19 protein-coding genes are annotated in these 24,211 nt (G+C 72.8%); 10 read left to right on the plus strand and 9 right to left on the minus strand.

Annotation, left to right across the window (positions count from 1 at the left end; translation table 11 throughout):
• The first annotated feature begins 27 nt into the window (after nucleotides 1–27).
• The 3 genes from pdxR to AQJ27_RS37445 all read left to right on the plus strand — a co-directional run bounded on the left by pdxR (nucleotide 28) and on the right by AQJ27_RS37445 (nucleotide 4,895).
• On the plus strand, nucleotides 28–1,455 hold the full coding sequence (gene pdxR / locus AQJ27_RS37435; RefSeq protein WP_067378897.1) for a MocR-like pyridoxine biosynthesis transcription factor PdxR: 1,428 nt from the start codon (nucleotides 28–30) through the stop codon (nucleotides 1,453–1,455).
• Nucleotides 1,456–1,647: 192 nt separating this feature from the next.
• Nucleotides 1,648–3,246 (plus strand): alkaline phosphatase D family protein, encoded by a 1,599-nt coding sequence (locus AQJ27_RS37440; protein WP_067378900.1) that lies wholly within the window; start codon nucleotides 1,648–1,650, stop codon nucleotides 3,244–3,246.
• Between the two features lie 224 nt (nucleotides 3,247–3,470).
• Nucleotides 3,471–4,895 carry a GNAT family N-acetyltransferase gene (locus AQJ27_RS37445; protein ID WP_235613711.1) on the plus strand — a complete coding sequence of 475 codons (1,425 nt, stop codon included), beginning with the start codon at nucleotides 3,471–3,473 and terminating at the stop codon, nucleotides 4,893–4,895.
• 48 nt (nucleotides 4,896–4,943) lie between these two features.
• Here the strand turns inward: AQJ27_RS37445 and AQJ27_RS37450 are convergent, their stop codons facing one another.
• Nucleotides 4,944–6,176 (minus strand): trans-sulfuration enzyme family protein, encoded by a 1,233-nt coding sequence (locus AQJ27_RS37450; RefSeq protein WP_425275254.1) that lies wholly within the window; start codon nucleotides 6,174–6,176, stop codon nucleotides 4,944–4,946.
• A 60-nt stretch (nucleotides 6,177–6,236) separates the two neighbouring features.
• Here AQJ27_RS37450 and AQJ27_RS37455 point away from each other — a divergent pair, with 60 nt between their 5' ends.
• Nucleotides 6,237–6,767 (plus strand): Lrp/AsnC family transcriptional regulator, encoded by a 531-nt coding sequence (locus AQJ27_RS37455; protein ID WP_067379138.1) that lies wholly within the window; start codon nucleotides 6,237–6,239, stop codon nucleotides 6,765–6,767.
• 63 nt (nucleotides 6,768–6,830) lie between these two features.
• On the plus strand, nucleotides 6,831–8,522 hold the full coding sequence (locus AQJ27_RS37460; RefSeq protein ID WP_067378906.1) for a DUF885 domain-containing protein: 1,692 nt from the start codon (nucleotides 6,831–6,833) through the stop codon (nucleotides 8,520–8,522).
• Nucleotides 8,523–8,630: 108 nt separating this feature from the next.
• On the opposite strand, the gene AQJ27_RS37465 is transcribed toward AQJ27_RS37460, so the two are convergent.
• Nucleotides 8,631–9,554, minus strand: coding sequence for an MBL fold metallo-hydrolase (locus AQJ27_RS37465; RefSeq protein ID WP_067378909.1), 924 nt, complete (start codon nucleotides 9,552–9,554; stop codon nucleotides 8,631–8,633).
• 148 nt (nucleotides 9,555–9,702) lie between these two features.
• Here AQJ27_RS37465 and AQJ27_RS37470 point away from each other — a divergent pair, with 148 nt between their 5' ends.
• Nucleotides 9,703–10,572, plus strand: a complete 870-nt coding sequence (locus AQJ27_RS37470) for a LysR family transcriptional regulator (protein ID WP_067379146.1) — start codon at nucleotides 9,703–9,705, stop codon at nucleotides 10,570–10,572.
• Nucleotides 10,573–10,578: 6 nt separating this feature from the next.
• Here AQJ27_RS37470 and AQJ27_RS37475 read toward each other — a convergent pair whose 3' ends face one another.
• Nucleotides 10,579–11,121 (minus strand): rhodanese-like domain-containing protein, encoded by a 543-nt coding sequence (locus AQJ27_RS37475; protein WP_079065533.1) that lies wholly within the window; start codon nucleotides 11,119–11,121, stop codon nucleotides 10,579–10,581.
• A gap of 162 nt (nucleotides 11,122–11,283) precedes the next feature.
• On the opposite strand from AQJ27_RS37475, the gene AQJ27_RS37480 reads away from it, so the two are divergent.
• The gene (locus AQJ27_RS37480; protein WP_067378911.1) at nucleotides 11,284–11,730 is read left to right on the plus strand and encodes an Lrp/AsnC family transcriptional regulator; all 447 of its coding nucleotides are present in this window, start codon (nucleotides 11,284–11,286) and stop codon (nucleotides 11,728–11,730) included.
• Nucleotides 11,731–11,750: 20 nt separating this feature from the next.
• On the opposite strand, the gene AQJ27_RS37485 is transcribed toward AQJ27_RS37480, so the two are convergent.
• The 3 genes from AQJ27_RS37485 to AQJ27_RS37495 all read right to left on the minus strand — a co-directional run bounded on the left by AQJ27_RS37485 (nucleotide 11,751) and on the right by AQJ27_RS37495 (nucleotide 16,683).
• Nucleotides 11,751–14,753, minus strand: coding sequence for an AAA family ATPase (locus AQJ27_RS37485; protein ID WP_067378914.1), 3,003 nt, complete (start codon nucleotides 14,751–14,753; stop codon nucleotides 11,751–11,753).
• A 70-nt stretch (nucleotides 14,754–14,823) separates the two neighbouring features.
• Entirely contained in the window at nucleotides 14,824–15,987 is a 1,164-nt protein-coding gene (locus tag AQJ27_RS37490) for an exonuclease SbcCD subunit D (protein ID WP_067378916.1), read from the minus strand.
• Between the two features lie 69 nt (nucleotides 15,988–16,056).
• Nucleotides 16,057–16,683 (minus strand): YigZ family protein, encoded by a 627-nt coding sequence (locus AQJ27_RS37495; RefSeq protein ID WP_067378919.1) that lies wholly within the window; start codon nucleotides 16,681–16,683, stop codon nucleotides 16,057–16,059.
• A 1,008-nt stretch (nucleotides 16,684–17,691) separates the two neighbouring features.
• Here AQJ27_RS37495 and AQJ27_RS37500 point away from each other — a divergent pair.
• Entirely contained in the window at nucleotides 17,692–19,683 is a 1,992-nt protein-coding gene (locus tag AQJ27_RS37500) for an APC family permease (RefSeq protein WP_201264394.1), read from the plus strand.
• A 45-nt stretch (nucleotides 19,684–19,728) separates the two neighbouring features.
• On the opposite strand, the gene AQJ27_RS37505 is transcribed toward AQJ27_RS37500, so the two are convergent.
• Both AQJ27_RS37505 and AQJ27_RS37510 read right to left on the minus strand, forming a co-directional pair.
• Nucleotides 19,729–20,283 (minus strand): SixA phosphatase family protein, encoded by a 555-nt coding sequence (locus AQJ27_RS37505; RefSeq protein ID WP_067379152.1) that lies wholly within the window; start codon nucleotides 20,281–20,283, stop codon nucleotides 19,729–19,731.
• Nucleotides 20,280–20,960, minus strand: a complete 681-nt coding sequence (locus AQJ27_RS37510) for a hypothetical protein (protein ID WP_067378921.1) — start codon at nucleotides 20,958–20,960, stop codon at nucleotides 20,280–20,282. Before AQJ27_RS37510 ends, AQJ27_RS37505 begins: the two co-directional genes overlap by 4 nt.
• Nucleotides 20,961–21,271: 311 nt before the next feature.
• Here AQJ27_RS37510 and AQJ27_RS37515 point away from each other — a divergent pair, with 311 nt between their 5' ends.
• Both AQJ27_RS37515 and AQJ27_RS37520 read left to right on the plus strand, forming a co-directional pair.
• Nucleotides 21,272–22,384 carry an acyl-CoA dehydrogenase family protein gene (locus AQJ27_RS37515; RefSeq protein WP_067378924.1) on the plus strand — a complete coding sequence of 371 codons (1,113 nt, stop codon included), beginning with the start codon at nucleotides 21,272–21,274 and terminating at the stop codon, nucleotides 22,382–22,384.
• A 2-nt stretch (nucleotides 22,385–22,386) separates the two neighbouring features.
• Nucleotides 22,387–23,556, plus strand: a complete 1,170-nt coding sequence (locus AQJ27_RS37520) for an acyl-CoA dehydrogenase family protein (RefSeq protein WP_067378928.1) — start codon at nucleotides 22,387–22,389, stop codon at nucleotides 23,554–23,556.
• Between the two features lie 132 nt (nucleotides 23,557–23,688).
• On the opposite strand, the gene AQJ27_RS37525 is transcribed toward AQJ27_RS37520, so the two are convergent.
• Complete coding sequence (locus tag AQJ27_RS37525; RefSeq protein WP_067378931.1) at nucleotides 23,689–24,207, minus strand: MarR family winged helix-turn-helix transcriptional regulator; 519 nt, start codon at nucleotides 24,205–24,207, stop codon at nucleotides 23,689–23,691.
• Nucleotides 24,208–24,211: the final 4 nt, after the last annotated feature.

A 24,211-nucleotide genomic window follows, 5' to 3' on the forward strand; every position in this document is an offset into this window, starting at 1 on the left:
CACTTTCATGACGCCATCGGGGACCACATGACGCCGTCGGGAGCCGCGGAGGAGATGACCCCGTCGGGGGCCGCGTGGGAGCTGCTCGTGCCGGCCGCTTCGGCACCGGCACGCGCGCGTGGGCGCGCTCTGCAGGCCGCGCTGCGCGAGGCGGTGCGCACGGGGCGGCTCGCGCCGGGCACCCGGCTGCCGTCCAGCCGCGAGCTCGCCGCCGACCTCGGGGTGTCGCGGGGGCTGGTCACGGAGGCGTACGAGCAGTTGACCGCCGAGGGGTATCTGCGCAGCGACCGGGGCGCGGGGACCTGGGTCGGCGGCGCCGCACGGGCGGCCCACCCGCGCGCGCGTGACCTCGCACCGCGCCCCGCCGGGGCCCGCGCCGACTTCCTTCCCGGGACACCGGATCTGTCCCTGTTCCCGCGCGCCGCCTGGGCGGCCGCCCAGCGCGGGGTCCTCGCCGAACTGCCCCACCAAGCGCTCGGCTACCCGGATCCGCGCGGTCTGCCCCGGCTGCGCACCGCTCTCGCCGAACTGCTCGCCCGGCGCCGCGGCGTGGTCGCGGACCCCGAGCGCGTCATCGTGGTCTCCGGGGTCGCGCAGGCGACGACCCTGCTCGGATTCGTGCTCCACGCGCGCGGGGTGCGCGCGATCGGCGTCGAGGACCCCGGAAGCCCGGAGCACGGCACTCTCTACGCCTCGGCCGGCCTCGACGCCGTACCGCTGCCGCTGGACGGCGAAGGGCTGGCCACCGGGCCGCTGAAGGAGTCGGGCGTACGGGCGGTGGTGACCACGCCCGCCCACCAGTTCCCGTCGGGGATCGCCTACTCGGCGCGGCGCCGCACGGAACTCCTGGACTGGGCGCGCTCGGTGGACGGTCTGGTGGTCGAGGACGACTACGACGGGGACTTTCGCTACGACCGTGCTCCCGTGGGGGCGCTTCAAGGGCTCGATCCCGAGCGCGTCGCCTACACGGGGTCGGTCAGCAAGTCGCTCGCGCCCGGGCTGCGGCTCGGCTGGCTGCTCGTACCGGCGGCGCTCGCCGAGGAGGTCGTCGAGCGCAAGCGCACCATGGATCTGGGGAACCCCGTCGTGGACCAGGCGCTCCTGGCCCGCTTCGTGGAACGGGGCGACTACGACCGGCAGTTGCGCCGCTGCCAGCGCGCCTACCGGGAACGGCGCGACACCCTCGTATCCGCCCTGGAAGAGCACTTTCCCGGTACCGAGGTGTCCGGGATCGCGGCGGGTCTGCATGTCATCGCCGCGCTGCCCGGGCGGTACGGGCCGCCGGAGTACTTCCTGGAGCGCACCGCGGCGGCGGGGGTGGCCGTACGTCCGCTGGCGGACTACGGGCGGGCGGTCGAACGCGCCGACGTACGGCTGGTGCTCGGTTACGCGCACCAGTCGCCCGCCCGGATCCGCGACGGCGTACGCCTGATGGCGCAGGCTCTGCGCGCCTGACCTCTGAGGGGCGGTCCGTGTGAGTGGGAAGCCGGAGCATCCGTGGGACGTGCGCGCTCGGAGGCGGACGTCGGTGCCCTTGCCGGCGGGGCCAGTTGTTCACTTGTGGTTTCCGTGCGCGCTGCGGCGCACCCGTAGTTGTGGCTGAGCACACCGGCCGACTCCGTCGACTCCGTCCCTGGAGGCGCATTCATGTCACACCGCCCGCACAGCCCTCTCCCCCTCCCCGGTCGCCGCGGCGTCCTGCGCGGATCCCTTGCCGCTTCCGCGGCCCTGGCCCTGCCCACCGCACTCGGCTCGGCCCCGGCGTTCGCGCTGTCCGGGCGGCCCAAGGCGGGATGGGGCGTCCAGGCCGGAGACGTGAGCGCGCACTCCGGCCTGGTGTGGGTCCGCTCGGACCGCCCCGCCCGGATGATCGTCGAGACGTCCGCGACCGAGTCGTTCCGCGACCCCCACAGATGGCACGGTCCGCTGCTCGGCGCGGACTCCGACTTCACCGGTACGACGCGGCTGCGCGGACTGCCCTCCGGCGAGCAGATCCACTACCGCGTACTGCTGGCCGACCCCGACGACCCGCGCCGTACGGGCGAGCCGGTGACCGGCACCTTCCGCACCGCGCCCGCGAAGCGGCGCCACGACGTCCGGTTCGTCTGGTCCGGTGACCTGGCCGGTCAGGGCTGGGGCATCAACGAGTCCATCGGCGGCTACCGGATCTTCGACGCCATGGCGAAGGTGGACCCCGACTTCTTCCTGTGCAGTGGCGACAACATCTACGCCGACGGCCCGATCTCCGCCACGGCGCCGCTTCCGGACGGCAGCCTGTACCGGAGCATCACCACCGAGGAGAAGTCGCACGTCGCGGTCACCCTGGCCGACTACCGGGGCAACTTCCGCTACAACCTGCTGGACTCGGCGCTGCGCCGGTTCAACGCCCGGGTTCCGAACATCGTCCAGTGGGACGACCACGAGGTCCGCAACAACTGGTACCCGGGCGAGGTCATCGGGTCCGGCACCCCCTACCCGGCCGGCACGAAACTCGACGACCTGGCCGTCCGTGCCCGGCGGGCGTTCTCGGAGTACTTCCCGATCTCCAGCGTCAGCGGACGCCCGGACGGACGGATCTACCGGACCGTCCAGCACGGCCCGCTCCTGGACGTGTTCGTCCTGGACATGCGGACCTACCGGAACGCCAACTCGCCCGACGACCAGACCACCGACCCGCAGGGCATCCTCGGCCGCGAACAGCTGGAGTGGCTCAAGCGCGAGCTGAGCCGGTCGCGCGCGGTGTGGAAGGTCATCGCCGCCGACATGCCGCTCGGCCTGGTCGTGCCCGACCCGGTCGAGGGCAAGCCGAACATCGAGGCCGTCGCCCAGGGCGACCCGGGCGCGCCGCTCGGCCGCGAGCTGCAGATCGCCGAGCTGCTGCGGTTCATCAAGCACCGGCGGATCACCGGGACCGTATGGCTGACGGCCGACGTCCACCACACCTCGGCGCAGCACTACGACCCCTCGCGGGCCGCTTTCAAGGACTTCGAGCCGTTCTGGGAGTTCGTCTCCGGGCCGCTCAACGCGGGTGCCTTCCAGGCGAACGCCCTGGACGGCACCTTCGGCCCCGACCGGGTCTTCGTCAAGGCTCCCGCCACCGCCAATGTCTCGCCGGCGGACGGTTACCAGTTCTTCGGCGAGGTCGACATCGACGGCGACAGCGGGGAGCTGACGGTGCGGCTGCGCGACCTGGACGGCACGGTGCTGTTCACACAGGCGTTGCAGCCGGGGCGTGTGGGTCAGTAACGGCGCCCAACTCCCGTACCCTCGAAGGGTCGGGCCGCGCACCGGAGTCATCCCCCGGTGCGCGGCCGCTCTTGTGACCAGGCACGTAAGCCAGGTGATCCGAGGTAGGCAAAACAAGGGCAAAAAGAACCGCAAAAAGGATAGAACGACACTTTACCGATCAGTCACAGACCGTTCGTGATCACGCAACACCATTCCTTCACAGTGGTTGCATGACTCCAGACATGTCTGATGTGACCCGGGCGAAGCACGGACGCCCCGTCCACCACTGGCGACGCGACGTGGTCGAGCTCGCCGCGCTGTTCACTGCCGTCGCGGTCGCCGACGCCGTCGCCAATCTGATCGGACACGGCCCCGACGGCCCGGCCCTGCTGGTGATCTCGTCCGTGATCCTGGTGGCCACGGCCGGATTCCACACATGGTGGGCACGCCGCCACGGTCACGCGCCGCCCGCGGGCGATACCGGGGCCCGGACCCTCGCCGTGGGGCGAGCGGCCGGGCAGGCCGGCCGGGCCACGGCGGCGCCGGAGGCCGTCACGGGAGAGACCGTCCTGTGGCGGATGCGCACGACGGTGAAGGACGAGCCGGGTTCGCTGGCCGCGCTGTGCATGGCGCTGGCCCACCAGCGGGTCGACATCCTGAGCCTGCAGACGCACCCGCTCGCCGAGGGCACGGTCGACGAGTTCCTGCTGCGCGCGCCCGTCGAACTGGACGCCTCCGAGATCACCCGCGCCCTCTCGCAGGCGGGCGGCACCGGGACCTGGATCGAACGGGCCGACGCCCACGACCTGGTGGACGCTCCGACGCGCGTCCTGGGGCTGGCCACCCGCACGGCTTTGGACGCCGCGGAACTTCCGCTCGCCCTCCGGCAGTTGCTCGGTAGGTGCACCATTCGTTCGCTGCCCGCCCGCTCCCCCGGGTCGGGTCGGGCGGAAGAGGGTGCGCCGGTCGAAGGAGTGCTGGAAGACACGGTGATGCGGTTGCGCGCACCGGAGGGTGGGGTGATCACGGTGGAACGGCCGTATCTGCCGTTCACGCCGACCGAGTTCGCTCGGGCGCGGGCGTTGGTGGAGCTGGACGCGCGGCTGGGTCCGCGCATCCCGCTCCACCAGGACATGCTGACACTGCCGGAGGGTCCCGCGATCACCGTGCGTCGCGCCGACGTCTCCGATCTCGCCGCGGCGAAGGCGATGCACGAGCGCTGCTCCCCGCGCACGTTGAGCATGCGCTACCACGGGCCGGTCGGTGACGCGGACCGTTATCTGAACCACCTGCTCAGCCCGCGCTTCGGACGCACCCTCGCCGTGCAGACGGCCTCGGGACGCATCGTCGGGCTCGGCCATCTCCTCTGGGACGGCGACGAGACGGAGATCGCGCTGCTCGTCGAGGACGACTGGCAGCGGCGCGGGATCGGCGCCGAGCTGGTCGGCCGGCTCGTGACGATGGCCGTCGAGGCGGGCTGCGCGAGCGTGTACGCCGTCACACAGGCCTCCAACACCGGCATGGTCGCCGCCATGCGCGGCCTGGACCTCCCCCTCGACTACCAGATCGAGGAGGGCACTCTCGTCATCACGGCCCGCCTGGACGCCACACCGGTGACCTCCCGACTGCCGTACGACCAGGAGCAGACGCAGGGGCAGAAGCACTAGGACGGACACCGGGAGGCCCCGGGCATGATGCCCGGGGCCTCTCCCTGGTCAGCGCCCCAACGCACCGTCCAGGTCGGCCCACAGGTCCTCCACGTCCTCCAGCCCCACCGACAGGCGCAGCAAGCGGTCACTGACCCCCGACTCGCGGCGGTCGTCGGCGGCCACGATGCGGTGGCTGATGGACGCCGGATGCTGGATCAGGCTGTCGACGCTGCCGAGGCTCACCGCCGGGGTGATCAGGCGGACCCCGGCGATGACCTCGTGCGGGTCGCCGTGGACCTCGAAGGCGATCATGGCGCCGCCGATCCGCGGATAGTGGACGCGGTCGACGCGAGGATCGGTGGCGAGCCGGCGGGCGAGTTCGGCGGCGTTGGCGGACGCGGCCCGGACCCGCACGGGCAGGGTCGACAGGCCGCGCAGCAGCAGATATCCGGCCAGCGGATGCAGCACACCCCCGGTCGCGAACCGCACCTGGCGCAGCCCCCGGGCGAACTCCTCGTCGCAGGCCACCACTCCGGCCATGACGTCCCCGTGTCCGCCCAGGTACTTGGTGGCGCTGTGCAGGACCAGGCGGGCCCCCTGCTCCGCGGGGCGCTGCAGCACGGGGGTGGCGAAGGTGTTGTCGGCGAGCAGCGGAACGGACCCGCAGGCGTGCGCGACGGCGCGCAGGTCGAGTTCGGCGAGCGTCGGATTGGCCGGGGACTCGACCATGACGAGGCCGGTGTCGGGGCGCAGGGCGTCCGCGATGCCCGCAGGGTCGACCCAGGTGACCTCGGAGCCCAGCAGCCCGGCGGTGAGCAGGTGGTCGCTGCAGCCGTACAGGGGCCGTACGGCGACGACATGGCGCAGGCCGAGCGCGTTCCGCACGAGCAGTACGGCGCTCAGCGCGGCCATGCCGCTCGCGAAGGCGACCGCGCTCTCGGTCCCTTCGAGGCGGGCGAGGGCGGTCTCGAAACGGGCGACGGTCGGGTTGCCGAGGCGACCGTAGACGGGCGGGCCCTCCGGTTCGGCGCCGTCGGCCGCGAACGCGTCGATGCGAGCGGCTTCGCCGCGGCTGTCGTACGAGGGGTAGGTCGTGGACAGGTCGATCGGCGCGGCGTGCAGACCCAGCCGGGCGAGGTCCTCCCGCCCGGCGTGCACGGCCTCGGTGGCGAGAGCACGGGGCGCGAGGGCGCGGGTGCCCTGAACGTCGTAGAGGTCGTCCCGACCGTCATAGGAGTCGCCCCGCGCGTCGCGGGAGTCGTCCTGAGCTTCGTATGCGTCGTGCACCACGGATTCCATGCACAGCAGACTGAACACCGGCCGGGGACCCCGACACACACTCCGTGTTACGTTCGGGCCATGGCTGAATCCGTCGTACTCGATCCGGTGGATCTTCATCTGCTGCGGCTGCTGCAGAACGACGCACGGACGACGTACCGCGATCTCGCCGCGCAGGTCGGAGTCGCGCCCTCGACCTGCCTGGACCGGGTGACGAGGCTGCGCCGCGCCGGGGTGATTCTCGGCCATCAGCTGCGCCTCGATCCGGCGAAGCTCGGGCGGGGCCTCGAAGCCCTGCTGTCCGTGCAGGTCAGACCGCACAGCCGCGAGTTGGTCGGGCCGTTCGTGGAGCGGATCAGGGCGCTGCCGGAGTCCCGGACCGTCTTCCACCTCACCGGGCCCGACGACTACCTCGTCCTGGTCGCCGTCGCCGACATGGCCGACCTGCAACGACTGGTCCTCGACGAGTTCACGTCCCGGCGCGAGGTGGCCCGGGTGGAGACCCGGTTGATCTTCCAGCAGTGGGACTGCGGCCCCCTGCTCCCGCCCTCCCCACCCTCGCCGTCGTCCACGCCCTCGTCCTCGGCCCCGACCTCGGCAAAATCAAGCTGATACCGACCCCATGCCCCGTCGACCGGGCTGACGCGGCACCCGTCCTCGTATGAGGATGTCGGCATGTCAGAGACGAAGAGCCCGCTGCCCCGCGAGGTCGCCGACGCGTACGTCGACGATCTCATCGCCCTCGATCCGGTCCTCGGTACCTACCTCGGTGTGAAGGAGAGTGCCGACAAGCTCCCCGACACCTCGCCCGCGGGGCAGGAGGCCGTCGCGGAGCTGGCGCGGACGACGCTCGCCCGGCTCGACGAGGCGGAGCGGCAGCCGGGCGCGGACAGCGACATCGAGCGCCGCTGCGCCCGGCTGCTGCGCGAGCGGCTCACCGCCGAACTGGCCGTCCACGACGCCGACGAGGGCCTGCGGGCCGTCGGCAACATGCAGACGGCCGCGCACTCCGTGCGCCAGGTGTTCACCATCGCGCCGACCGAGACGGACGAGGACTGGGCCGCGATCGCCGAGCGGCTGCGCGCGGTGCCGACCGCCCTCACGGGGTACCGCGAATCCCTCGCCCTCGGCCTGGAGCGCAAGCTGTACGCGGGCCCGCGCCCCACCGCGACCTTCATCGAGCAGCTCACCGAATGGTCGGACCCGGACGGGCAGGGCCGTGGCTGGTTCGAGGACTTCGTGTCCGCGGGACCCGACGCCCTGCGGGACGAGCTGGACACGGCCGCCCGGACGGCCACGGGGGCCCTGGTGGAGCTGCGCGACTGGATGCGCGACATCTACGCGCCCACGATCGAGGGCGCCCCGAACACGGTGGGCCGCGAGCGGTACGCGCGCTGGGCACGCTACTTCAACGGTACGGATCTCGACCTCGACGAGGCGTACGCGTACGGCTGGTCCGAGTACCACCGGCTCCTCGCGGAGATGAAGTCCGAGGCCGAGAAGATCCTGCCCGGCGCCGAGACCCCCTGGGTGGCGCTCGCGCACCTCGACGAGCACGGCAGGCACATCGAGGGCGTCGACGAGGTCCAGGCGTGGCTCCAGGGTGTGATGGACCGGGCGATCGACGCGCTCGACGGCACCCACTTCGAACTCGCCGAGCCGGTACGGAAGGTGGAGTCGCGCATCGCGCCGCCCGGCGGCGCGGCGGCCCCGTACTACACCGCGCCGTCCGCGGACTTCTCGCGGCCCGGCCGCACCTGGCTGCCCACCATGGGGCAGACCCGCTTTCCCGTGTACGACCTCGTCTCGACCTGGTACCACGAGGGCGTCCCCGGCCATCACCTCCAGCTCGCCCAGTGGGTGTACGTCGTCGACGACCTCTCGCGCTACCAGGCCACCGTCGGTCTCGTCAGCGCCAACGCCGAGGGCTGGGCGCTGTACGCGGAGCGGCTGATGGACGAGCTCGGCTTCCTGGAGGACGCGGAGCAGCGGCTGGGCTACCTGGACGCGCAGATGATGCGCGCGGCCCGGGTCATCGTGGACATCGGCATGCACCTGGAACTGGAGATTCCGGCGGACTCCCCCTTCCACCCGGGCGAGCGCTGGACCCCGGAGCTGGCGCAGGAGTTCTTCGGCGCGCACAGCAGCCGTCCGGCGGACTTCGTGGAGAGCGAGCTCACCCGCTACCTCTCCATCCCGGGTCAGGCCATCGGCTACAAGCTCGGTGAGCGGGCCTGGCTGCTGGGCCGCGAGAACGCAAAGAAGCGGCACGGCGCCGCCTTCGACGCCAAGGCCTGGCACATGGCGGCCCTGTCGCAGGGTTCGCTGGGCCTGGACGACCTGGTGGACGAACTGTCCCGGCTCTGACGGACACCGACGACGGCCGGGCTCACGGTGACGACCGGGCCCGGCCGCCGCGTATCGAGTAGGCGGGGTATCGAGTTCGCGGGGTATCAAGTACGGGGAGTACCGGAATTACTCGGCGTGCTCGGGGTGCTCGGCGTGTTCGGCGTGTTCGGAGCACAGGCAGCCGACGCCCTTCTCGATCCACTCCCGGCCGACCCACTCCGGGTGCCGTTCGATCATCAGCGCCGAGATCTCCTCGACGATCGTCCGCTCGTCCACGGCGGAGTCGCGGCGGACCCATGTCTCGTCCCGCAGCAGTCGCAGGTAGTCGCGCACGTCGGCCAGCAGCCCCGCGCCGCCGACCTCGCCGTGGCCGGGCACCACGATCCGGGGAGCCTGCGCCGCCAGCCTCTCCATCACCGCGATCCAGCGGGTCCCGGACACGTCGGTGTCGTACGGCGGGAACCAGGGGAAGATGGCGAACTGCCCGGCTTCCACGAGGTCCCCCGCGAACAGGACGTCCGCGTCCGGCACCCTGACCACCTGGTCGCCCCTGGTGTGGGCCCGGCCGGTGGCCCGCAGCTGCACCACCCGCCCGCCGAGGTCCAGGTCGTACGCCCGGTCGTAGACGACATCGGGCCGCGCCGGCTCGACGCCCTGGAGCCGGCGCTCGACCGGCTTGCCGAGCCCCTTGAACATCTCCAGGTAACCCGGCCCCTTCACCTTGAGGTCCTCGGCCTGGTCCCGGTTGAGCAGGAACGTCGCCTCCCCGGCGAAGACCTGCGCCCCGAAGGCGTGCTCGGGGTGAAAATGCGTCGTCGTCAGATAGATCCGACGTCCCTTGGCATAGTCGGCCGCGAACTCCAGCACCTTTTCGGCGTTGCCCGGGCCCAGGCCGGTCTCGACGACGAGCACGGCATCGTGACCGCCGATGACGCCGATGTTGGGCACGAGCTGCACCCGCCGGTCGGGGATGACCACCAGGTCACGGGCCGGCTCCTGAACACCCTCGACGTGCACGACGGGATCCGTCGTCACCGCTTCCTCAGACACTGCGACTCCTCGGTGTTGCGCTGAGCCACCAGTCCAGCGCGGGATGTCCGGGGGCGTCCAACACCGATCTCGCAGCCCCGATACCGCGCGGGTATCGTCGCAGTTGAGCGAAGTCGAGAGAGCGGCTCGGGACGGCGATGGAGCGATGATGGAGCTGCGGACCCTGCGCTACTTCGTGGCGGTCGCCGAAGAACTCCACTTCGGCCGGGCCGCCGCGCGACTGCACATGACCCAGCCCCCGCTGAGCCGGGCCGTCAAGCAGCTGGAGACCGACCTCGGCTGCGAACTGCTGCGCCGCTCACCCACGGGCGTCACCCTCACCCCGGCCGGGGCCCTCCTCCACGACGAGGCGTGCACCCTGCTGGCGCGGGCCGACCAGGCCCGGGCCCGGGTGGCCGCGGCGGCCGGCACGGCCACCCTGACCATCGGCACCCTCGCCGACAGCGCCGAGCAGGTCGGCACCCGGCTGGCCGTCGCCTACCGGCGCCAACACCCCGCCGTGCGCATCCGCATCCGCGAGGCCGACCTGACCGACCCGACCATCGGGCTGCGGGCCGGCCTCGTCGACGTGGCCCTGACGCGGGCGCCGTTCGAGGACACCGGCATCACCACCCGCGTGCTGCGGTCGGACCCGGTCGGTGTGGTCCTGCGCGCCGACGACCCGCTGGCCGACCGCGACCGGCTGCGCCTGGACGAACTCGCCGAGCGCCGCTGGTTCCGGTTTCCGGAGGGCACGGACCCGGTGTGGCAGGCCTTCTGGACGGGCCCGCCGGGCGCCGAAGGGCGTCGTGACGGTCCCGTCATCCGCACCGCCCACGAATGCCTCCAGTCGGTCCTGTGGAACGACACCGTCGGACTGATGCCCCTCGCCCACTCCCAGGCCCTGCCCAAGGGCCTCACGGTGATCCCCTTGGCGGATGCACCGCCCAGTGACCTGGTCATCGCGTGGAACAGCGCCCACACCACCCCGCTCATCCGCTCGTTCGTAAGCCTCGCGACGGGCCTCACGCGCTCCTAGGAGCGGTCAGCAGCCACAGTCCGCCGCGTCCACCGGAGCCGTCAGCGGGTCCGGCGCGCGCCGCTCGCCCCCCTCCCAGGTCTCGTACGCGAACCCTTCGCGCACCCAGTACTCGAAACCCCCGAGCATCTCCTTGACCGGGAAGCCGAGTTCGGCGAGGGCGAGAGCGGCACGGGTCGCGCCGTTGCAGCCGGGTCCCCAGCAGTAGGTGACGACGGGCACCGACCTGTCGAGGAGCTGCTCGGCCTGCTCGGGGATGAGCGCGGTGGGCAGGTGGATCGCACCGGGCACGTGCCCCTGGTCCCAGGACGCGGTGGAGCGGGAGTCGAGGACCACGAAGCCGGGGTCGCCGCCTGCCGCGAGCGCGGAGGCGACGTCGGAGACATCGGCGTGGAAGGCGAGGCTCGCGCCGAAGTGGGCGACGGCCTCGGCCGGGGACGCCGGAGCGACGCGCAGCACGGGGTTCGCGTTGGTCGCGGTGCTGGTCACAGGAGTGACAGTCGCGGCTCTGGTCACAGTGGTGACCGTGGTGTCGGCGGTCGCAGTCATGGTCCGGCCTTCCCTCCCTGCCCCGCCCGACCGGCACCTTCGCGGCACCGGCCCCACGGGGACCTCCTGGCCAGAAATCTACGGCCGGTGATCCTCTTCCTGAAGGGGGGATCCACGGCATCGCTCTTGATCGGCCGGGGCTTTCCCTGCTATCCATCGCTCATGACCGCGTATTCCCCGGACGCCACCGACTGGCACATCCTCGACGTCCTCCAGCGCGAGGGCAGGGCCAGCTTCGCGGAGCTGGCCCGTGCCGTCTCGATGTCCGCGAGCGCGGTCACCGAGCGGGTGCGCCGCCTGGAGGAGGCGGGCGTCATCCAGGGGTACGCGGCCGTCGTCGACCCGGAGAGCCTCGGTCTGCCGATCCTCGCCTTCGTCCGGCTGCGCTATCCGAACGGCAACTACAAGCCGTTCCACGACCTCGTCGAGGCGACGCCCGAGATCCTGGAGGCGCACCACGTCACGGGCGACGACTGCTTCGTCATCAAGGTCGCGGCGCGCTCGATGAGCCACCTGGAGGAGATCTCCGGCCGGATCGGCACCCTGGGCTCGGTGACCACGAGTGTCGTCTACTCCTCACCGCTCCCCCGACGCCCCCTGGGCCACTGATCCCCCGGCGATCCGTCGGCTCAGTCCTGGACGCCCCGCTGCCGTACGACCGATCCCGTTCTGCCCTTCACGACCTCCAGCTGGGCGTGGACGCGCCGCCGCAGGTCGGCGACGTGGCTGACGATGCCCACGCTGCGGTCGCGCTCCCGCAGGGAGTCGAGCACGTCGAGGACCTCGTCCAGGGTCTGGTCGTCGAGGCTGCCGAAGCCCTCGTCGATGAAGAGCGTGTCCAGCCGCACCCCGCCGGCCTCGTCCGTGACGACGTCCGCGAGGCCGAGGGCCAGCGCGAGCGAGGCGAAGAACGTCTCGCCCCCGGAGAGCGTCGCCGTGTCGCGCTCCCGGCCGGTCCAGGCGTCCACGACATGCAGTCCGAGCCCGCTGCGGCCACGGCCCGCGCGGTCGTCGGAGTGGACGAGGGTGTAGCGCCCGGAGGACATGCGCTGAAGTCGTACGGTCGCGGCGGCGGCCACCTGTTCCAGGCGGGCGGCGAGGACGTACGACTCCAGGCGCATCTTGCGCTCGTTCTCCGCCGAGGTGCCCGCGGCCAGCCCGGCCAGGCGTGCCACCCGGTCGAACTCCTCACGCAGCGGCGCGAGCCGGCGTACGGACGTGCCCGCGCGCGTGGACAGCCGGTCCAGTTCCGTGCAGCGTCGGGCGGCCTCGTCCTGGGCGGAGGCGGTCTCCCGCAGCCGTCGGGCGGCGGACTCGGCGGCTCGTTCGGCGGCGGCCAGGTCCGCGGCCGGCCGCTCGGCGGCGGCCGCGGTGTCGGCCTCGGCGAGCACGGCGCGCACCGCGCTGTCCTCCAACTGCCAGGCGTCGAGCCGTCGTTGGAGGTCCCGGTGGGCCGTGTCGTCGAGGAGCGCGGCGGCCGCGGCCTGGGGGGTGTCGAAACCGGCGCGGAAGGCCGCGTCGGACAGGCGTGCGTCGGCGTCCTTGAGGCGCTGCGCGGTGTCCTCCGCCACGCGCACGGCCTCCGCGGCCTCCGTGAGCAGGGCGGCCTGCCGCTCCAGCTGCGCGGCGCGCGCGGCGACACTGTCGGCGGCGCCCCGCGCCTGCGCCAACTCCTCCTCCAAGGAGGCCCTTTCGCGGTCGTTCCGGTCGCGGTGGGAGACCCGGGCGGCAGATCGCAGCGCGATCTCCTGCTGGGCCGCGACCCGGCGCTCGTGCTCGAGTCCCGCCTGCGCGAACCGCTCCCGGGCGGCGTGCAGCCCGGATCCCGCAGCCCGCGCCTCGGCGTACCGCAGCTCCAACTCCTCGGCCTGCTCGGCGAGTTGCGCAGTCGGCGTGTCGCCCGCCTCGGCACTCGCGGCCGCCAGCGCCTCGCGTACGACGCCGAGCCTGCGCTCGTCCTCGGTGGCCTGCTCGTCGGCGCTCTGGTAGGCGGCGAGGGCCCGCTCCTCGGCCTCCCGGTCGACGTGCCCGGCGTCCTTGCGCGCGGGTGCGGGGTGCGCGGAGCTGCCGCACACGGCGCAGGGCTCGCCGTCGACGAGACCGGCGGCGAGTTCCGCGGCGATGCCCTGAAGACGCTGTTCCTTCAGATCGAGCCAGTGGACCCGGGCGTCCGTCGCGTGTTCACGCGCGGCGAGGGCCCGGGCGTGGGCGGCGTCCGTGTCCCGGGCGAACTGGTCGCGCTGCCGGGCCGCCCTGAGCCGCGCCTGGGCGGGATCGCGCCGCTCGGCGAGCTGCTCCGCACGTGTGGTGGCCTCCTGCGCGGACTCGATGCGCGCCTGGAGCTCCGCGCGGGTCGCCTCCCAGGTGGCGAGCCAGCTCTCGGCGTCCTGGCGGACGTCCTCGTCCTCGCGCTCCTGGCGGTCCAGGGAGGCGCGCTCCCGGGTGAGTTCGCCGAGCCGGCGCTCCGCCCTGCGGGCCGACTCCAGACCGCCGAGCTCCTCGGCCGCCTTGCGCGCCGCCGCCGCGAGCCCGGGCGCACCCGCTCCGGCGTAGCTGTCCGGCAGGGCGAGACGCGCGCGTGCCTCGTCCGTGGCCGCGCTGCGGTGCTCGGACTCGGCGGTGTCGCGCAGATCGAGCGCGGGGGCGACCGTCTCGGCCTTGCGCGCCCGCTCCATCCGCGTCTGCGCCTCCCGATGGGCGTCGGCACGCTCCGCCAGCCGCGCGGCGCGCTCGCGCGCCTCGGTGAACCTGCGCTGCAGCCGGGCCACTTCGCGTACGTCGTCGAGTACGCGGTCGGTGGCGGCCTGCGCGGACTCGGCCGCCGTACGCGCGGTGTGCGCGAGGGTCAGCCGCTCGCGGGCCGTACTGCGGGCCACGGCCGCCCAGGTCAGGACGGCGTCGGCGAGGCCGGGCTCACCGGGCGCGAGATCGGGCGGCGACACCTCGACGATGTCCCCGGCGGCCTGCTGCATGCGATGCGCGTCAGCGAGCAACGCGGCGTCGCCCTCGCGTACTTCGGCCTCCGTGGCCCGGCGCCGCTCGGCGAGCCGCTTCTCGACCTCGGCGAAGCGGTGGGTGTCGAAGAGCCGGCCGAGCAGCTTGCCGCGGGCCTCGGCGTCGGCCCGCAGGAAGCGGGCGAAGTCGCCCTGGGGCAGCAGCACGACCTGGCAGAACTGCTCACGGCTCATGCCGAGCAGTTGGGTGATCTCCTCGCCGATCTCCTGATGGGAGCGGCTGAGATCCTTCCAGGTGGCCGCGGACGCTTCGTACTCGCGCAGCCAGCTCTGCGCCTTTTCGGTGGTCGTGCCCGTGCCGCGCTTCTTGGGGCGGGCCCAGGGCGGCTGCCGGGTGACCTCCAGCCGGCGCCCCGCGACGGTGAGTTCGAGGGTGATCTCGGTGCGCGTCGCGGGTGCCGCGTGGTCGCTGCGCAGGGTCAGGCCCTGGCCGCTCTGGCGGGCGCCCGGGACGGCCCCGTACAGCGCGTAGCAGACGGCGTCGAGGACGGACGTCTTGCCCGCGCCCGTCGGGCCGTGCAGCAGGAAGAGCCCCGCGGTCGACAGCTCGTCGAAGTCGACGCTCTGGGTGCCGCCGAACGGCCCGAAGGCCGTGATGTCCAGGCGGTGCAGCCTCATCGGGCCTCCTTCGGGTCCAGCGGGTCCTGTGCGTCTCGCGGCGCGTCTCGTGTGTCGTACGTACGTGGGGTCACCGGGCGACCTCCCGGGCGACCTCGTCGGCACGGACGCCGTCGAACGCGTCCCTCAGTACGGCCTGTTCGTCGGCGTCGGGGCCCGCGCCGCGCACATGGGCCACGAAGTCCTCCGCGATCTCCTGCTCGCTGCGGCCCGCGAGCCGCCGGGCGTAGGAGACGTCCGGGTCCTCGGGGGCCCGCTCCGGTTCGAAGACGAGGCTGAGCGTGTGCGGGAAGCGCTCGGTCAGCCGGGCCATGGGCTCGGCGGGGCGGACCGGGTCGGTGAGGGTCGCCTCGACCCACGCCTCCTCGTGGCGCGCCAGCCGCGGATCGGCGAGCAGGTCTTCCAGGTGCCCGCGGAGACGGGCGAGCTTCCGGGGAACGGGACAGTCGACCCGCTCCGCGCCCACGAATCCCTCCGGTCCCAGGTCCACCAGCCACATGCTCTTGCGGTGGTCGACCTCCGAGAAGGAGTACGGCAACGGGGAGCCGGAGTAGCGCACGCGCTCGGTGATGGTCTGGCTGCCGTGCAGATGTCCCAGTGCGGTGTAGTCGACGCCGTCGAAGACCCCGGCGGGTACGGCGGCCACCCCGCCGACGGTGATGTCCCGCTCGCTGTCGCTGGCCGCCCCGCCGGTGACGAAGGCGTGGGCGAGGACCACGGAACGGGTGCCCGGCGCGCGCGTGGCGAGGTCGGCGCGGACCCGGTCCATGGCGGCGGCGAGGACGGCCTCGTGCCCCGCCTTCTCGACACCGAACTCGGTCTTGACCAGGGCCGGTTCGAGATAGGGCAGTCCGTAGAAGGCCACGTCGCCGTGGTCGTCGGCGAGCAGCACCGGCGTGCCGCACGCGGAGGGCTCGGTCCGCAGATGGATGCCCGCGCGGCCGATGAGCCCGGCGCCGACACCGAGCCGGCGCGCCGAGTCGTGGTTCCCGGAGATCATCACCGTGGGCACCGCGAGGTCGGCGAGCCGGTGCAGCGCGTCGTCGAAGAGCTCGACGGCGGCCAGCGGCGGCACCGCCCGGTCGTACACGTCCCCGGACACGACCACCGCGTCGACGTCGTGCTCACGCACGGTCGCGACGAGGTGACCGATGAACCCGGCCTGGGCATCGAGCATGTTCACCCGGTGGAAGGCCCGGCCGAGATGCCAGTCGGACGTGTGCAAAATCCTCATGATCCCCGAGACTAACGGGCGGGTCGGACATCACGGGCGGCTACTCCCGTATCGGTCCGCGCTGCTCGCCTATGCGTCCCCGTACGCCTCTCCACCCAGTTCGAACCCGGCCGTCCCGGCCGTCGCATCGGCGAGCCACGCGCGGAAGGGCTCGACGTCGGTGTCCGGCAACCCGATCTCGATCGTGACGGCCTCGCCGTACCGGACGTCACGGACCTCGCGCCCGGTGGACCGTAGGTCGTTCTGTATCTTGCCGGCGCGCTGGTGGTCGACCGTGACCGTGGCCAGCCGGAAGCGTTTGCGCGTGAGTGTGCCGAGGGAGTCCAGTGCCTCGCCGACCGAGCCTCCGTACGCCCTGATCAGTCCGCCCGCGCCGAGCTTGACCCCGCCGTAGTAACGGGTGACGACGGCGACGACGTACCGCATGTCGCGGCGCAGCAGCATCTGGAGCATGGGCACGCCCGCGGTGCCGCCGGGTTCGCCGTCGTCGCTCGCCTTCTGGACGGCGGCGTCGGCTCCGATGACGTACGCGTAGCAGTTGTGCGTGGCGTCGGCGTGCTCCTTGCAGACGCCCGCAATGAACTCCTGGGCCTCCTGCTCGGTGGCCGCCGGGGCGAGGGCGCACAGGAAGCGGGAGCGGTTGACCTCGGTCTCGTGCACGCCCGCGTGGGCCACTGTGCGGTACTCGTCCTGCATCACGCCAGCGTATGCGCTCCCCGCGCGCCTACGGCACGACGGCCCCGGAGCGCGCCGCACGCTCCGGCGACCCCGGCGGCGCGACGACCCCGGCGACGCGGCGACCCCGGCGGCGCGGCGAGAGGGCGCGGACCGTCCGCACGACGGTCACGGCACGTCCGCCCGCACGGCCCGGCACGGCGCGGCACGGCACGGCGCGGCGCGGTGCGGTGCGGGCCGTCCCGGTGCGGGCCGTCCCGGTGCGGGCGACCTCGGCACTGCCCAGCCCTGCACAATCCGTCCCAGCGTGGGCGGCCTCGGCACAGCCCATCCCGACGCAGCCCCTCCCTGCACAGCCCGTCCCGGCGCGGCACAGCGCGGCCCGGCATACCCGGCATGGCCGACATGGCCCGGCGCAGGCAGCCTCGGCGCAGCCCACCCCGGCGCAGCCCGGCCCGGCATGGCCCGGCGCAGGCAGCCTCGGCGCAGCCCCTCCCGGCGCGGGCGACCTCGGCGCAGCCCGGCCCGTCGCGGCCGGCCTCGACACAGCCCCTCCCTGCACAACCCGTCCCGGCACAGCCCCTCCCGGCGCGGGCGGCCTCCGCGGTCGCGCGCCCGGCGGGCCCGAGATCGCCCGATAGGCGCCCCCGGCAGCGACGGGCCGACCTCACGGCCACCGGCTTCGCCACGCATCGCGCCCGACCGCGGCGGCGTGTCCGCCGATGGTCGCCTCCGGCGAGGGGGCGGCACCACCTCCCGGGTGTCCAAGGACCCCCGTGGAGGTGACCCCGAGCACCGCGCCATCGCCCCCGGCGACAGCACGGCGGCCCCGGGCGCCTCGCGGCCAACCCGCGTCACCTCGCGGCCAATCCGCGTCGCCCCGCAGCCGACCCCTGTCGCCGCCCCGTCTCGGTGGGGTCCTCCGGACGTTCGGACCCGGCTCAGGGGCGCGGGGTGAGGTGGTGGATACTCGCTCCTCGTTGCCCGAAGCCGGATCGCCGGCCCGACCGATCGCAGGGAGATCGCAGCATGACCGGCACCCAGGTGGACAGTTCGGACTCCGCCGAGCCCCTCGAACGGGAGCCCTCCGCAGCCGCGCCGCGCTGGCGGGCGTGGCTTCTGGAGGGACTCAGCGAGCAGTCGGCCAAGCACCCCGGCCCGCACGCCACCCCGGACGCCGAGCACCAGGGCCACAAGTGGTGGCGGGTGATGTGCCTCACCGGCGTCGACTACTTCTCCACGCTCGGCTACCAGCCGGGTATCGCGGCCCTCGCCGCCGGACTGCTCTCCCCGCTCGCGACCCTCGTCCTGATCGCGCTCACCCTGCTCGGCGCGCTCCCGGTCTACCGTCGCGTCGCCAAGGAGAGCCCGCACGGCGAGGGTTCGATCGCGATGCTGGAGCGGCTGCTGCCCTGGTGGGCCGGGAAGATCTTCGTCCTGGTGCTGCTCGGTTTCGCGGCCACCGACTTCCTGATCACGATCACCCTGTCCGGAGCGGACGCCTCCGCACACGTCGTGGAGAATCCTTTCGCTCCGCACTGGATGCACGGCGGGAACACCTGGATCACCCTCCTTCTCATAGCCGCGCTGGGCGCGGTCTTCCTGAAGGGCTTCAAGGAGGCCATCGGCATCGCGGTGGCGCTCGTGGCGACCTATCTCACCCTCAATGTCGTCGTGCTGGCCGTCTCCGCCTGGCAGGTGCTCAGCCACCCGGTCAAGATCGGCGACTGGACCGACGCGATGACGGCCGAACACTCCTCTCCGCTCGCCATGGTCGGCGTGGCGCTCCTCGTCTTCCCGAAGCTGGCGCTCGGCATGTCCGGCTTCGAGACGGGCGTGGCGGTGATGCCGCAGGTCGAGGGCGACCCGACGGACACGTACGAGAAGCCGACGGGCCGGATCCGCGAGACCCGCAGGCTGCTCACCACGGCCGCCGTCATCATGAGCGGCTTTCTGCTGCTGTCCAGCCTGGCGACGACGATCCTGATCCCGCAGGACGAGTTCAAGAGCGGCGGCTCGGCGAACGGCCGTGCCCTCGCCTACCTGGCCCACCAGCACCTGGGCGAGGCGTTCGGCACGGTCTACGACCTCTCGACCATCGCGATCCTCTGGTTCGCGGGTGCCTCCGCGCTCGCCGGTCTCCTCAACCTCGTCCCGCGCTATCTGCCGCGCTACGGCATGGCTCCCGAGTGGACGCGCGCCGTCCGCCCCCTCGTGCTCGTCTTCATGGCGGCCGCGGTCCTCATCACGCTGTGGTTCAACGCGAACGTCGACGACCAGAGCGGCGCGTACGCGACCGGTGTGCTGGTTCTGATGCTCTCCGCGTCCTTCGCCTCCGCGGTCGCCGTGCACCAGCGGGGCCACCGCGCCGCCGCGATCGGCTTCGGCGCGATCACCGCGGTCTTCGGCTACACCCTGGTCACCAACGTCATCGAACGCCCCGACGGCATCAAGATCGCGATGATCTTCATCCTGGCGATCCTGATCACCTCGTTCGCCTCGCGGGTGCGCCGCGCCTTCGAACTGCGCGCCGCCGAGGTCACGTTCGACGAGGCCGCCGCCCGTTTCGTCGACGAGGCCGCGGCGAGCGGACCGCTGCGGCTGATCGCGAACGAGCCGCACGAGCACAGCACCCGGGAGTACCGCGCCAAGGAGTACAGCCAGCGCGAGCAGACACACATCCCGGACGGCCGTCCCGTGCTGTTCCTGGAGGTGTTCGTGACCGACTCCTCGGACTTCACCGCCGACCTGACCGTGCACGGCGACGAGAAGCACGGGGTGCGCAGGCTGCGCGTCGAGGGCGCGACCGTGCCCAACACCATCGCCGCCGTCATGATGCGGCTGCGCGACCGCACCGGCCAGGTCCCGCACGCCTACTTCAACTGGACCGAGGGCAACCCCCTCAGCCACCTGGTCCGCTTCCTCGTCTTCGGCGACGGCGAGGTCGCCCCGGTCACCCGCGAAGTACTCCGGCGCGCCGAGCCGGATCCCGAGCGCAGGCCCCGGATCCACGTGGGCTAGCCCTTCCTCCGGCCCGTCGGTCCTTCTTCCTTCCCTCCCACCCCGTCAGTCCTTCTGCTTGCCCTTCTTGCCCCGCGGCACGGTCACGCCCGTCAGCAGCGCCGTGCCCGGGGCGAGCGCGTCCCAGGAGTCCCCGTGCCAGGCGAGGACCGCCGTCGCGGAGGTCGGGAACTTCGTCCGTACGTCGTCCAGCGCGTCGTCGAGACTGTCCCCTGCCAGTTCGAGCACGAGTTCCTCCAACCCGGGGTTGTGCCCGATCAGCAGCAACGTCCTGATCCGGTCGGGGACTTCGTGCAGGACCGCCAGCAACTCCGGTACCTCGGCGCCGTACAGCCGCCTCTCGAACCGTACGGGCGGCGGGGTGCCCCACTGCCGCGCCGCCAACTCCCAGGTCTGGCGGGCGCGTACGGCCGTGGAGCACAGGGCGAGGTCCGGCAGACAGTCCGACTCCGCGAGGGCGCGTCCGGCGGCCGGGGCGTCGCGACGGCCGCGCGGGGCGAGAGGCCGCTCGTGGTCGGCGACTCCCGTGGGCCATGCCGACTTGGCGTGCCGCAGGACGACGAGTCTGCGCAGCGGGCCCGCTCCGGCGCGCGCGATCACCACTGCGCCCCGATGTCACGGGTGAGTTCGAGCCCGAGGAGACGGTCCGCGTAGGCGTACGTCTCGAAGCGGGCGCCGTGCGGCACGTCGTCCGCGTGCTCGACGCGCCGCAGCACCTCCAGTACGGCGGGTACGTCGAGGTCGTCCTCCCACGCGGCGCGCAGTTCCTGGCGTACGCGCTCGGGGACGGGCTTGGACGGGCGGGTGGCCCAGGTGGCGACGGACTTGCGCCAGCGCGCGAGCGTCTCGCGGGCGCCGTCGAGGTCGGCGGCGGCGAGGTCGACGGGCTGTCGGCGCGGGGCCGCGAGCAGGACCATCCGCAGCAGCGCCGGGTCGGCCGTGCCGTGCACCGGGGCGACCTCGATGCGGATGCCCTCCACGGTGGTGGCGTCGGGCGCGAGTACATGCAGGGCCGGGCCCGCACCGCTCCGGTCGCCCTCGGCCCGGCGGATGCCGAGCGCGTCGGCGCGTGCCCGGAGCTCTGGGGGCGGGTCGGCCACCGTGACGACGGGGGTCCCACCGAGTTCCAGGGTCCTGGCGAGCACGTCAGCGACCAGGAGCACCCGTAGTGCGGACAGATCGTCCCGCTCCACGTGCGCCTCGACGCGGGTCAGGCTCCGGCGGGCAGGGACGGCGTCGATGGGCTCGCCCGTTCGGGCGTCGGTGATACGCAGCACGGAGCGAGCGTAGGCGGGCGGGAGCCCGGGCGCAGGGAGGTCGGACCCATTCCGGACACGCGGGCCTCCCCTGCCGTCCCGCGTACGAGAGGTGGGTGGCTCCACCCCGGGGTGCGGCCCACTGCACCAGGGGTTCGGGAGATCGCTCTCTCGTGGGCGCGGCCGGGGGACGGAAGGGGTGATCCCGACGGACACCAGCCCGTCGACCTCGGAGATACCCCCTCCTGGCCACAGCGCCCCACCGTGAGCGAGAATGCCGTATGCCAGAATGGGAGAATGTGACTTATGTCACTCACTAGGGGGCGCTACTCGTGGACCTGGACTTCACGGACGACCAGACGGCGCTTCGCGACACGTTGCGCACGTTCTTCGGGAAGGAGTCGTCCACCGCGGCCGTACGGGCGGCGGAGCCGCTCGGGTTCGACGCGGCGCTGTGGCGGAAGGTCGTCGACCTGGGGCTCGCCGCGATCGCCGTACCCGAGCACCTCGGTGGCGGCGGTGCCGGTTTCGTGGAACTGGCCATCGCGGCGGAGTGCCTCGGGCAGTCCCTCGCTCCGGTGCCCCTGATCGAGGCGGCGGTGGCGAACGACCTCCTCGCATCGCTGTCCGACGCGGGCTCGTCGTCCTCCGGCGCACGCGATGCCCGCCTGGAGTCCCTCACCGCGCGCGCCGTCGCGGGCGAGCTCCTGGCGACCCTGGCCCTGCGCCCGGCGACGGGCGACCTCGCGCGGCTGGTGCCGGCGGGCGCGGTGGCCGATCTCGTGGCCGTCCTGCGGGGTGACGAACTCCTCCTGCTCCGGCAACCGGACCGCGGCCCCGCCACGCCGGGCGGGGCCGTCCACAATCTCGGGGCACTTCCGCTCGCCGACTGCCCCGTCGACACGGAACACGCCCTGGTGCTGGCGCGCGGACCGGCCGCCGTCCGCGCCTATCGCCGCGCCTTGAGCCGGTGGGAACTGCTGACCGGCGCGGCGCTTTTCGGCCTCGGCTCGAAGGCCCTCGGCATCGGCGTCGACTACGTGATGCAACGCAAGGCGTTCGGTGTGCTCATCGGCACGTTCCAGACCATCCAGCACCGCCTGGCCGACAACGCGATCGCCCTCGACGGCGCCCGCCTGCTGGCCTACGAGGCGGCCTGGGCGCAGGACGAGAACCTGCCCACGGCCGACACCTCGGCGACCATGGCCTTCCTGTTCGCCGCGGAGACCGCCTTCAAGACGGCGTCGGAGGTCCTGCACTTCCACGGCGGATACGGCTACACGCTGGAGTACGACATCCAGCTCTACTTCCGGCGGGCGAAGGCCTGGTCACTCGTCGCGGGCGACTCCCGCGCGGCGTACGCGCGACTCGCGCACCACGTCTTCGGCACGGCACAGGCACAGGCACCAGCACCGGCACCGGCACCGGCTGAGAGGGCGGGCTGACGATGGACTTCCGCGAATTCGACGAACTGGCCTCGCACCGCGAGGCGGCCTGCGCCTGGGTCGAGGCCCATGTGCGACCGGAGTGGGTGGAGGAACAGCGCCGCTCCGGCACGCATCAGACGGCCGAGCTGCACACCCTGCTCGCGCGCGACGGGATCCTCGCGGCCGACTGGGCGCCCGAGTACGGCGGGAGCGGGGTCGACCCCGGCTTCGCCCGGGCCGTGTTCGACGAACTCGGCCGCAGGGGACTCGCCTGCGACGGCTGGTCCACGACCTCCATGGTGCTGCGCACCATCGAGCACGTGGGAACCGAGGAGCAGAAGCGCGAGTACCTCCCGGCCGCGCTCCGCGGCGACAGGCTGATCGCCCTGGGCTACAGCGAGCCGGACTCCGGCTCGGACGTCGCCGCGGCGAAGACCACCGCGGTCCGGGACGGCGACGAGTGGGTCATCAACGGCCAGAAGATGTTCACCAGCACCGCCCAGCTGTGCAGCCATGTCTTCGTGCTGGCCCGCACCGATCCGAACGTGCCCAAGCACAAGGGGCTGTCGATGTTCCTCGTGCCGACCGACAGCGCCGGGTACGACATCCAGCCGATCCACACGCTCGGCGGGCAGCGCACCAACGCCACGTTCTACGCCGACGTACGGGTCCCGGATTCCGCGCGCCTCGGCGGGGTCGACGGCGGGTGGGGCGTCATGCACGTGGCGCTGGTCCACGAACGCTCCGCGTCCAGCCCCGGCTCGGACGGCGGTTCCCTGGTCAGGGATCTGGCCGCCTGGGCACGCACCGCGCGACGCCCCGACGGGACGACGGTCCTCGACGACCCCCTGGCCGCCGAGCGGATCGGCAGGATGGCGGTCGACGAGGAGGTCACCCGCCTGCTCGCCCTGCGCAACCGGTGGCGCGCCCAGAAGGGCGACCTCCCCGGTGTCGAGGGGTCGATGTGGAAGCTGTTCGCCACGGAGGCCGCGCAGCGCCACTCCAGCAACATCCTCGACATCCTGGGCCCCGAGGGCGTACTGGCCCCGGACGCGGCCGGCGCCCCCGCGGGCGGCAGGTTCGAGGAGGGCTTCCGGGCGGCGGTGGTCGGCACCATCTACGGCGGGACCAGCGAGATCCTCCGGGAGATCATCGCGGAGCGCCACCTCGGACTGCCCAGGAACCGCTGACGGTACGGGGTCCTGCGGGGCGGCGGGAACCGTCGTACGGCAGGCACCCCTGACCGGCGGCGCCGAGGCTCGACCGGGCCTCGGCGTCGACGAGTCGGACTCCGGTGCGCCCGCACGGCCCCGGCCCCGGCGTCAGGCCTCGCGAGGGGCCTCGGGCGTCAGGTCGATCTCGTCCTCGGCGTGTGCGAAGAAGTCGTCGACCAGCCGATGGCACAGCGTGGCGAGCTGCTCCAGGTCGCCCGGCGACCAGTCCGCCAACGCCACCGACATGCCGCGGCAGCTCGCCTCCCGCACGCGGTCGACCGCGTCCCGGCCGGCGGGCGTGAGCTCGATGCGCTGGGCCCGGCGGTCGTTCGGGTCCGGGACGCGCGTCAGATAGCCGGTCTTCTCCAGCTGCTGCACCTGCCGGGTCACGTGGGACGCCTCGACGGACAGCAGGTTCGCCAGCTCACTGGGCCGCAGCGAGCCGGAGTCGGCGACCTGTCGCAGCAGCGCCACGGCGGCCCGGTCCAGCGGCAGCCCGGCCAGCGCCATGAGCCGCTCATGCTGACGAACCCTGCTGGTCAGATACGAGATACGGGTGAGCGCATGCTCGATCTCGGCCACGTCCGTCAACGCGGGATCGGCTGCTGTGGGCGGTGGTGTCGACATGGAA

This window comes from Streptomyces olivochromogenes, from assembly GCF_001514115.1.
In the GTDB taxonomy this organism is placed as follows: domain Bacteria; phylum Actinomycetota; class Actinomycetes; order Streptomycetales; family Streptomycetaceae; genus Streptomyces; species Streptomyces olivochromogenes.